We start from the raw sequence: 10,238 nt of genomic DNA, 5'->3' as shown, positions 1-10,238 counted from the left end.
AGACGCCGATCATGACCGATCCCGGCACGCGCTGGGAATACGGCACCAATATCGATTTCGTCGGCAAGGCCGTGGAAGCGGTGAGCGGCAAGCGGCTCGATGCTTATCTGCGCGATAACATCTTTGTACCGCTCGGCATGAACGACACCGGCTTCAAGATCACCGATGAGATGCGGCAGCGCCTCGTCGGCATGCATGCGCGCGGCGAAGGCGGCGCGCTGGGGCCGCTGCCGTTCGAGCTCGAACAGAATCCGGAATTCCACATGGGTGGCGGCGGCCTTTACGGCACGGCCGGCGACTACATCAAGTTCACCCAGATGATCCTGAACAAGGGCCGCGGCAACGGCAACCAGGTGCTGAAGCCCGAGACGATCGCGCAGATGAGCCAGAACAACATCGGCGAACTCACCATGGGCAAGATACCGACGGCGATGCCGATCTACACCAACGACGTCGATCTCTATCCCGACATCGTGAAGAAATGGGGCCTCTCCTTCATGATCAACACCGCCAAGACGGCGGAAGGCCGCAGCGCGGGCAGCCTCGCCTGGGCCGGGCTCGCCAACACCTATTTCTGGATCGACCCGGCGCGCGACGTCGCCGGCGTGATCCTGATGCAGCTGTTGCCGTTCGCGGACGCCAAATGCCTGGAAGCATTTGCAGGCTTCGAGCGCGGGGTTTACGCCGGGCTCGATACCGGTAGCGGACAGAAGGCGGCGTAAGGCGCAGGCCGTCATTGCGAGCGAAGCGAAGCAATCCATGGTGCGGCGGATAGATGGATTGCTTCGTCGCTTCCGCGCAAAATTGCTCTGCAATTTTGTCGCGAGCGCCTCGCAATGACGGTGCCGACATAGGGTTTCTATCACGTAGCACGCGTACCTCATGGAGAAGCGCCCTTGACCCACCCGATCCACAGCTACGTCTCCGGCACCGCCGACGCACCGCTGCTCGGCGACACCATCGGCGGCTGCCTCGATCGCGCCGCGCAGCGCTGGGGCGATCGCGAGGCGCTGGTTTCGCCTGGTCATGGCGTGCGCTGGACGTGGAAGGAATTCGCCTGTCACGTCGACGCACTGGCGGCGGGCTTTCTCGCGCTCGGCCTCGAACGTGGCGCGCGGATCGGGGTGTGGTCGCTCAACCGTCCGGAATGGACGCTGACGCAATTCGCCGCCGCGAAAGCGGGGCTCATTCTCGTCACCATCAATCCGGCCTACCGCCTGAGCGAACTCGAATTCGCGCTGGCCAAGGTCGGCTGCGCGGCGATCGTCACCGCCACCGCGTTCAAGACCTCCAACTACATGGAGATGCTGAACACGCTGCTGCCGGAGCTTGCGACCTCGCAAGCCGGCGAACTGAAGTCGGCGCGGCTGCCGCACCTGCGCGCGGTGATCCAGATCGGCGGTCCGAAATGTCCCGGCACCATCGCGTTCGGCGACGTGGCGCAGATGGGCGGCGCGCGGCATCGCGAGCAGCTCGCCGCGCTGGCCGCGACGCTGCAGTTCGACGACGCGGTCAACATCCAGTTCACCAGCGGCACCACGGGCTCGCCGAAGGGCGTGACGCTGACCCATCACAACATCCTCAACAACGGCTATTTCGTCGGCCGCGCGATGCGCCTGACGGAAGCGGACCGCATCTGCATTCCGGTGCCGCTCTACCACTGCTTCGGCATGGTGATGGGCAACCTCGCGTCCGTCACGCTCGGCGCCGCCATGGTCTATCCCGGCGAAGGTTTCGATCCGCTGGCGACGCTGCAGACCATCGAGAACGAGAAATGCACCGCGCTCTACGGCGTGCCGACCATGTTCATCGCCGAACTCGATCATCCCGAGTTCTCGCGCTTCAACCTGAAATCGCTGCGCACCGGCATCATGGCGGGCGCGCCCTGCCCGATCGAGGTGATGAAGCGCGTCAACGGCGAGATGAACATGGGCGAGGTGACCATTGCCTATGGCATGACCGAGACCTCGCCGGTCAGTTTCCAGAGCTCGACCGACGATCCGCTGGAGCGCCGGGTCTCGACCGTCGGGCGGATTCATCCGCATGTCGAGGTCAAGGTGGTCGATCTCGAAGGGCGCGTGGTGCCGCGCGGCGAACGCGGCGAACTCTGCACCCGCGGCTACAGCGTCATGCTGGGCTATTGGGACGAGGCGGAAAAGACCGCCGACGTGCTCGACGCCAATGGCTGGATGCACACCGGCGACCTCGCCGTGATCGACGCCGACGGCTATTGCAACATCGTCGGCCGCATCAAGGACATGGTGATCCGTGGCGGCGAGAACCTCTACCCCAGGGAGATCGAGGAATTCCTCTATCGCCATCCCAAGATCCAGGATGTGCAGGTGTTCGGCGTCGCTGACGAACGCTACGGCGAGGAACTCTGCGCCTGGATCCGCACCCGCCCCGGCGAGGCGCTCACCGCAGACGACGTCCGCGCCTTCTGCCACGGCCAGATCGCCCACAACAAGATCCCGCGCTACGTCGAATTCGTCGATGAGTTTCCGATGACGGTGACGGGGAAGATCCAGAAGTTTCTGATGCGCGAGGCGGTGGAGGCGAAGCTGGGACTGAAGGCAGCGAAGACGGCGTGAGAGGGAGGGCGGCCGTGCAGCCCTCAGATCGAAAATATCGAAAACAACCCCATGCAAAGTAGAAATTACCCGTGACGGTAAGCGAGATTTGATTTGCGCTGTCGGGCAAATCAGTGATCGGGGCCGATGGCGGGGGCGACGATCAGCGGTTCGCCTCGTCCCGATCGAATCTGTAGTCGGGCGGAAGCGTCCAGTTGAGCGAGGCCAGACGCTCCAGCGCGGCCTTGCGCCGGTCTTCCTTCTGTACGACCAGCGTTCGCTCAGCCACATCGACGATGGTGAACTCGTCGCCCTCACGTCGGGCGGTCGAGAAGTTGTATTCGTCCTTCATCAAATCACTCGTCGAAGAAGACGCGCGGGTCGGGTTGAGCCGGCGGCTCATCGGGGATGCCGTGCGGCAGGAATTCGCGTGCGCCGAGTTCGTCGAGACGCGCAAACCAAGCCTCCGCATCGAACGGCGGGGCGTTCTGCGGCTTGCAGTCAAGTTCGTTCCGGACCTTGCTGACCACCCTGTCCTCCGAATGGAAGCCGGATTCGTTAAGGGATCAACTTCTAGGCGAAGTTGGGCCTTTTCGGAAGTCCGCAGGCTCCGGGTGCAAGACAAGGCGTGGACGGCTGGGCCAACCCCGGCCATGACACCGGAAAGCGCGCGGGCCTACACCGCCAACCCGTTCTGCCCCGCCAGTTCCTTCAGCGACACCTGCGGCCGTGCGCCGATGTGCTGGATCACCTCGGCTGCCGCCAGCGCGCCCAGGCGCCCGCACATTTCATGGCCTGCGTTGCGGACGAGGCCGAACAGGAAGCCTGCGGCGAAGAGGTCGCCGGCGCCTGTGGTGTCGACCAGCTTCTGGATCGGGAACGCGGGCGCTGATGTGACGCCGTCCCTGGCCACTACGACGCAGCCTTTCTCGCTGCGGGTGACGACGCCGAGCTTTGCATCGGCGCGGAGCTGCTTCAGCGCGCCGTCGAAATCAGAGGTCTGGTACAACGAGTGCAGTTCGGCCTCGTTGGCGAAGACGAGATCGACGGTGCCCTTGCGCATCAGGTCGAGAAACTCGTCCCGATAACGGTCCACGCAGAAGGAATCCGACAGCGTCAGCGCCACCTGGCGGCCGGCCTTGTGGGCGATGGTGGCGGCCTTGACGAAGGCTTCCTTGGCATTCCTGGGGTCCCACAGATATCCCTCGAGATAGACGATGCGGGCGGCCGCGATCACGCTATCGTCGATGTCCGACGGGTTCAGATCCTGCGCGGCGCCGAGATAGGTGTTCATGGTGCGCTCGCCGTCCGGCGTCACCAGGATGTAGGAGCAGCCGGTGGCGGGGCCGCTTTCCGCCGCCTTCGTTTCATAGGCTACGCCGGCGGCGCGGATGTCGTGGGTGTAGAGGCCGCCGATCTGGTCGTTCTTGACCTTGCCGATGAAGGCCGTGCGCGCGCCGAAGCCGGCGACGCCGACGATGGTGTTGGCGCCGGAGCCGCCGCTCATCTCGGTCGCCGGGCCCATGTCGCGGTAGATCGCGGTGGCGCGGGCCTCGTCGATCAGCGCCATGCCGCCCTTGGTCATGCCGTGGCGCGCGAGAAAACCCTCGTCGGTCTGCACCAGCACGTCGAAAATCGCATTGCCGATCCCGAGAACGTCGTATTTTGCGTCAGCCATCGATTCCGTCCTGTTTACGGCGTTGCGCGAAAGGTTGCGGCCTACCAGATCGGCCCCGCGCCAGCAAGGGAAGCGGCTGCTATAGAACGAGCCATGATCCGCTCCTTTCTCACGGTATCCTCGGGAACGCTGGCGTCGCGGCTATTGGGCTTCGCGCGCGATTCCGTACTGGCGGCGCTGCTGGGCGCAGGCGCGGTGGCGGATGCGTTTCTCGCGGCGTTTCAGCTCGTCAATGTCGCGAGAAGGCTGCTCACCGAGGGCGGGCTGAACGCGGCGCTGGTGCCGGCGTGGCTCAGGGTGCGCGAGCGCGGCGGCACGGAGGCGGCCGCGGCGTTCGCAGGCCGCGTGCTCGGCACCATCGCCTGTCTGCTGATCGCGCTGACCGCGCTGCTGGCGCTGGCGATGCCGCTGGTCATGTCAGTGCTGGCGCCGGGCTTTGCCGGGCGCGAGACGTTGCAGCTTGCGACCGACAATGCACGGCTGATGCTGCCGTACCTCGCCTTTGCGGGGCCTGTGACCGTGATGATGGCGCTGTTGAACGCGCAAGGACGTTTTGCGCTGACGGCGTTCTCGCCGCTGCTGTTCAACATCGCGCTGATCGCGGTGATGGCCGTGCTGCTGGTGACAAGGCCGGATGCGGCGCACGCCGCGCAAGTGATCGCCGCCACCGTCGGCATCGCCGGGCTGCTGCAGCTTTCCGTGCTGGTGCTGCGCCGGGGCGAGGCGCTGGCGGCGCCGCTGCGCGTTTCCTTCGACAAGGAAATCCGCGGCTTTCTCGGCAAGGCCGCGCCGGGCATGATGGCATCAAGCGCGCCACAATTGTTGATGGTCGCCGGCGCGATCATCGCCTCGTCCTCGCCGTCGGCGGTGTCGTGGCTGTATTTCGCAAACCGCCTGGTCGAACTGCCGCTCGGCATTGTCGGCGTCGCCATGGGCACGGTGCTGATCCCGGAACTGACGCGCGCCGTGCGCGGCGAGGATCATGGCCTGGTCGCGCATGCGGAATCGCGCGGGCTCGAGTTGGCCGTTGCGCTGGCGCTGCCGGCTACGCTCGGGCTGATCGTGCTGAGTGAACCGATCGTGCGGCTGCTGTTCGAGCGCGGCGCCTTCACAGCCGACGATACGCAGGCCACCGCGCGCGCGCTGATGTGGCTGGCGCTGGCGCTGCCGGCGCATGTGCTGGTGAAGGCCTTGTCGCCGGCGTTCTTCGCGCGCGAGGATACGATGACGCCGCTGGTCGCGGCTACGCTGGGCGTCATGCTCGCGGTCGCTTCCGCCTACCTGCTGGGACACTGGTACGGCGCCGGCGGCATTGCGGCGGCGATCGCGCTCGGCGCCTGGAGCATGGCGCTCCGCCTGATCCGCCGGGGCGCGGAGACGTTCGGGTTCTCGATCGATGCGGATGCCCGCCGGCGCCTGCCGCGCATCGCGCTTTCGGCGCTCACGATGGGCGCGGTTCTCTGGCTTTTGACGCGCGCGCTGCCGGCGCTGGCCTCAGGCGCACACGGCCTCGTGCAGGCTGTCCTGCTGCTCGCCGTGATCGCGGCGGGAATTGCGGTTTACGGCATGTTTCTGCAACTTTTCGGCGTCACGGGCTGGCGCGAAGCGGTTAACGCCTTGAGGCGGACGCGGGCTTAACGGCTTGCACCGGCCCCGCCCGCGTGGCAAACGACGGCGCGATACAGGCATCCGATACAGGCACTCTCGGGAAGCTGACCAATGGCCTTTGTTGAACGGGTTTTCTCCGGCGTCCAGCCGACCGGTAATCTGCATCTCGGCAATTACCTCGGCGCGATCGTCAACTTCGTGAAGATGCAGCAGACCCATAACTGCATCTATTGCGTCGTCGACATGCACGCGATCACGCAGGGCGTCGACGTCTGGGGCGGCCCGGCGGAGCTGGCGCGCAACACCCGCGAGGTCACCGCGGCCTTCCTCGCCGCCGGCATCGATCCGAAGCAGCACATCGTGTTCAACCAGAGCCAGGTCGCCGGCCATGCCGAGCTCACCTGGATCTTCAATTGCGTGGCGCGGGTCGGCTGGCTCAGCCGCATGACGCAGTTCAAGGAGAAGGCCGGCAAGGATCGCGAGAACGCCTCCGTCGGGCTCTACGATTATCCGGTGCTGATGGCAGCCGACATCCTGCTCTATCGCGCCACGCACGTGCCGGTCGGCGAGGACCAGAAGCAGCATCTGGAGCTGTCGCGCGACATCGCGCAGAAGTTCAACAACGACTTCGGCGATTCGATTCGCGGCCACGGCTTCAACGACGGCGCGTTCTTTCCGTTGCCGGAGCCGTTCATCACGGGCCCCGCGACGCGGGTGATGAGCCTGCGCGACGGCACCAAGAAGATGTCGAAGTCGGATGCCTCGGATAATTCGCGCATCAACCTGACCGACGATGCTGACTTGATCGCGCAGAAGATTCGCAAGGCGAAGACCGATCCGGAACCGCTGCCGTCGGAGGAAAAGGGGCTGGAGAACCGCCCCGAGGCCGACAACCTCGTCGGCATCTATGCGGCGCTGTCGGACAAGGACAAGGCCGACGTGCTCAGGGAGTTCGGCGGCGGGCAGTTCTCCGGCTTCAAGAACGCGCTGGTGGAACTTTGCGTCGAAAAGCTGGCGCCGATCGCGTCCGAGATGAAGCGGCTGGTCGCCGACCCCGGCCATGTCGACAGCATCCTGGTCGACGGCGCCGACCGCGCCCGTGTTCTTGCGGATGAAACCATGCGCAAGACCATGGACATCGTCGGCTTCATCCGAAAGCGCTAGGCATCACGAACGCCTGATCGCAGCGAGGCCGCTTGTCGAAAGCGGCCGCGCCGTGGCACCATGCGTCGGTTTGGCGCAGCACCGGGACATGCATGACCAGCCAGCGACGAAGCTACGAAACGGGGCACAAGCCGAAATGCCTCGTCATCGTTGACGACACCGCGGAGTGGGACCGCGCGGTATATTACGCCAGCCGCTGGGCGGTGCGCGGCGGCGGCGGCGTGGTGATGCTGCGCATCATCGCGATCGAGGACCAGAACCAGCAATGGCTGGGGGTAGCCGACATCATGCGCGCCGAGGCCGAAGAGGCCGCCAACGAGGCGCTCGACCGCGCCTCCGGCCGCGCCAACGGCATTGCCGCGATCACGCCGGAGCGGGTGATTCGCGAGGGCGAACCCATCGCGCAGATCCTCGACGTCATCGACAAGGACGTCGATATCTCGATGCTGGTGCTCGCCGCCAATCCCGGCCCCGAAGGACCCGGCCCTCTGATCGCCATGATGGCGCAAGTCGCCGGCTCGTTCCCGATTCCCGTCGTCATCGTGCCCGGCGACCTCTCCGATTCCGACATCGACGGACTGTCGTAAGGCCAGGTCATGGTATGCGACATGGACCCCGGCCTGGCAGCGCACCGTTCCACGCTGCGCTGCATCCGGGGAACGGAGGCCTCCGGAGCCGGCGATCTTCGTGTCCCGGACGCGGCGCGGCATGCAATGACGCGACGCAGAGCCGGGACCTATGCCATTCCAAAGTAACTGATTTCTCCTCTTGACCGTGCGCTCACCGTCGCCATCTGCTAAGGGAACCCCACGCGCCGGCCTTGAACCGGCGACGCCGGAGAAAAAATCATGTTCATTCAGACCGAAGCCACGCCCAATCCCGCCACGCTGAAATTCATCCCGGGCCGCACCGTGCTCGACAGCGGCACGATGGAATTTTCCAGCCTGGAGGCCGCCGCCCGCTCGCCGCTGGCCGAACGCCTGTTCGGCATTTCAGGCGTCTCCGGCGTGTTCTACGGCTATGATTTCGTCACCGTGACCAAGGCGGACGGCGACTGGCAGCACCTCAAGCCCGCGATCCTCGGCGCCATCATGGAACACTACATGTCCGGCGCGCCGCTGCTCGCCGACGGCACCGCCGGCAGTGACGATGCTTCCGACGAGGAAGGCGAGTTCTTCGACGCGCAGGATGCGGATACCGTCGCCACCATCAAGGACCTGATCGAGACGCGGGTGCGCCCGGCTGTCGCCAATGACGGCGGCGACATCACCTTCCGCGGCTTCAAGGACGGCGTCGTCTATCTCAACATGAAGGGCGCCTGCGCCGGCTGCCCGTCCTCGACCGCGACCCTGCAGCACGGCATCCAGAACCTGCTGCGGCATTTCGTGCCTGACGTGGTCGAAGTCCGGCCGATGTGATGATGAGCGAATAGGGAGTAGCGAGTGGCGAATGGAAGCTATTCGCCGCTCACCACTCGCCTTTTTCTTACGCTGCCCGCCCGATGCCGGAGGCCTCTGCGGCCGCGCGCTGACTGCCGACGGAAGCCGCGTGCTTCTTTTGGCGCGTTTTCCTGCCCCGAACCGGTGTCCAGTTCGCGCGAAAGCGCTATAGGGAAGCGATGCTCATCCTCTCCATCGATACCGCGCTCGATGCCTGCGCCGCGGCCGTGCTCGACACCGGCGCGGGCCGCGCGATCGCGCTGGAAACGCTGCCGATGAAGCGCGGTCATGCCGAAGCGCTGATGCCGCTGATCGCGCGCGTGATGAAGGCGTCCGGCGTCCCCTTTGCGGCGCTCGACCGCATCGCTGCAACCACCGGCCCCGGCAGCTTCACCGGATTGCGCGTCGGTCTCTCCGCCGCGCGTGGCATCGCGCTTGCCGCCGGCAAGCCGGTCGTCGGCGTGACGACGCTGACCGCGTTCGCCGCCCCCATCGTCAGCGAGAACAGCGAGCATCCGGTGATATCGGCCGTCGATGCGCGGCACGATCATGTTTATTTCCAGGTGCTGGGCGGCGATGGGCACTCGCTGATCAAGCCGAAGGTCGCACCGATCGCGGAAGCGCTCGATGCGGCGCGCTTCGGTACGCCGCATCTGGTCGGCAACGCCGCCGATATGCTCGCGCAACGCTGGCCGGAATATGCGCCGCCGCCGTTCAAGGTCGATCAGCAGGCCGCGCCCGATATCGCATGGGTGGCGTGGCTCGGTGCCGCCGTCAATCCGGAGGGCTCGCCGGCGCGGCCGTATTACCTGCGTGCCCCCGATGCCAAGCCGCCGAAGGATCCGCTATCCGGCGCATCGCAACCGCCGGCGCCATGATGACATGGTTTTCCCGGTGGTGGGGCGGCGGCGCGGCCGCGATCGAACCGGCCGGCCAGCGCGACGCGGCGCGGCTGGCGCAATTGCATGGCGCGTCGTTTCACCGCGGCTGGGGCGAAGGCGAATTCGAGGTGATGCTGAGCGAGCGCAACACGCTCGTTCATCGCCTGAGGCTCGGGCGCAAGATCATAGGCTTCGCGGTGTCGCGCATCGGCGCCGACGAGGCCGAGCTGCTGTCGATCGCCATCGATGCGGCCCGGCGCGGCCGCGGCCTGTCGCGCGATCTGTTGCTGACACATCTCGGCCATCTCGCCGGTCGCGGCGTCCGCAAGGTGTTCCTCGAGGTCGAGGAAAACAATCAGCCGGCGCGGCGTCTTTACGAATGGGCCGGATTTGAGGTGATCGGCCGCCGGGAACGCTATTACCAGCAGGCGGGCGGCGAGCCGTTGAACGCACTTCTGATGCGACGCGACTTGTCGTAGGATGCGCGCGGTGGCAAAACACTCCAACCTGCCCCAAGGCGCTGGAAGACCATGCCCGCATTGAAATCCCCGTCCGCGCAAAAGAATACCGGCATCGAGGCGCGCTGCGCCGCCACCGGCATGCGCATGACCGAACAGCGCCGCGTGATCGCGCGCGTGCTCGCGGAATCCGTCGACCATCCCGACGTCGAGGAACTCTATCGGCGCTGTGTCGCGGTCGACGACAAGATTTCGATTTCCACGGTCTATCGCACCGTCAAGCTGTTCGAGGATGCCGGCATCATCGAGCGGCACGATTTCCGCGAGGGCCGCGCGCGCTACGAGCAGATGCCCGACAGCCATCACGATCATCTGATCAATCTGCGCGACGGCAAGGTGATCGAGTTCACCTCGGAAGAGATCGAGAAGCTGCAGGCCGA

12 protein-coding genes are annotated in these 10,238 nt (G+C 65.7%); 9 read left to right on the top strand and 3 right to left on the bottom strand.

The genetic code is table 11. From position 1 onward, the window contains the following. A partial coding sequence (locus tag V7E26_RS27105) for a serine hydrolase domain-containing protein (protein WP_324422276.1) occupies positions 1–722 on the top strand: 722 nt, incomplete at its 5' end. 174 nt (positions 723–896) lie between these two features. Next, entirely contained in the window at positions 897–2,591 is a 1,695-nt protein-coding gene (locus V7E26_RS27100; RefSeq protein WP_324422274.1) for an AMP-binding protein, read from the top strand. 142 nt (positions 2,592–2,733) lie between these two features. On the opposite strand, the gene V7E26_RS27095 is transcribed toward V7E26_RS27100, so the two are convergent. The 3 genes from V7E26_RS27095 to V7E26_RS27085 form a co-directional block, all read right to left on the bottom strand. After that, positions 2,734–2,922 (bottom strand): hypothetical protein, encoded by a 189-nt coding sequence (locus V7E26_RS27095; RefSeq protein ID WP_324422272.1) that lies wholly within the window; start codon positions 2,920–2,922, stop codon positions 2,734–2,736. Between the two features lie 4 nt (positions 2,923–2,926). After that, on the bottom strand, positions 2,927–3,100 hold the full coding sequence (locus V7E26_RS27090) for a hypothetical protein (RefSeq protein WP_324422270.1): 174 nt from the start codon (positions 3,098–3,100) through the stop codon (positions 2,927–2,929). Positions 3,101–3,246: 146 nt separating this feature from the next. Beyond that, positions 3,247–4,248, bottom strand: a complete 1,002-nt coding sequence (locus tag V7E26_RS27085; protein ID WP_324422268.1) for an adenosine kinase — start codon at positions 4,246–4,248, stop codon at positions 3,247–3,249. A gap of 93 nt (positions 4,249–4,341) precedes the next feature. Between V7E26_RS27085 and murJ the strand changes: the two genes are divergently transcribed. The 7 genes from murJ to V7E26_RS27050 all read left to right on the top strand — a co-directional run. Further along, positions 4,342–5,886 carry a murein biosynthesis integral membrane protein MurJ gene (gene murJ, locus V7E26_RS27080; protein WP_324422266.1) on the top strand — a complete coding sequence of 515 codons (1,545 nt, stop codon included), beginning with the start codon at positions 4,342–4,344 and terminating at the stop codon, positions 5,884–5,886. An 81-nt stretch (positions 5,887–5,967) separates the two neighbouring features. Then, positions 5,968–7,020 (top strand): tryptophan--tRNA ligase, encoded by a 1,053-nt coding sequence (trpS, locus tag V7E26_RS27075; RefSeq protein WP_324422264.1) that lies wholly within the window; start codon positions 5,968–5,970, stop codon positions 7,018–7,020. Positions 7,021–7,112: 92 nt separating this feature from the next. Continuing rightward, positions 7,113–7,607 carry a universal stress protein gene (locus tag V7E26_RS27070; RefSeq protein ID WP_324422262.1) on the top strand — a complete coding sequence of 165 codons (495 nt, stop codon included), beginning with the start codon at positions 7,113–7,115 and terminating at the stop codon, positions 7,605–7,607. A gap of 261 nt (positions 7,608–7,868) precedes the next feature. After that, positions 7,869–8,438 (top strand): NifU family protein, encoded by a 570-nt coding sequence (locus tag V7E26_RS27065; protein WP_324422260.1) that lies wholly within the window; start codon positions 7,869–7,871, stop codon positions 8,436–8,438. A 200-nt stretch (positions 8,439–8,638) separates the two neighbouring features. Further along, the gene (gene tsaB / locus V7E26_RS27060) at positions 8,639–9,337 is read left to right on the top strand and encodes a tRNA (adenosine(37)-N6)-threonylcarbamoyltransferase complex dimerization subunit type 1 TsaB (RefSeq protein ID WP_324422258.1); all 699 of its coding nucleotides are present in this window, start codon (positions 8,639–8,641) and stop codon (positions 9,335–9,337) included. Continuing rightward, a complete protein-coding gene (gene rimI, locus V7E26_RS27055; RefSeq protein WP_324422257.1) occupies positions 9,334–9,819 on the top strand; it encodes a ribosomal protein S18-alanine N-acetyltransferase in 486 nt (161 codons plus the stop codon). Before tsaB ends, rimI begins: the two co-directional genes overlap by 4 nt. A gap of 51 nt (positions 9,820–9,870) precedes the next feature. Beyond that, positions 9,871–10,238, top strand: a 368-nt coding sequence (locus V7E26_RS27050) for a Fur family transcriptional regulator (RefSeq protein ID WP_324422255.1), incomplete at its 3' end; no start/stop codon positions are given.

The organism is Bradyrhizobium sp., assembly GCF_036735945.1.
GTDB lineage: Bacteria > Pseudomonadota > Alphaproteobacteria > Rhizobiales > Xanthobacteraceae > Bradyrhizobium.
The sequence above is the reverse complement of the archived record's forward strand: the minus strand, read 5'-3'. Positions and strand labels throughout refer to the sequence as shown.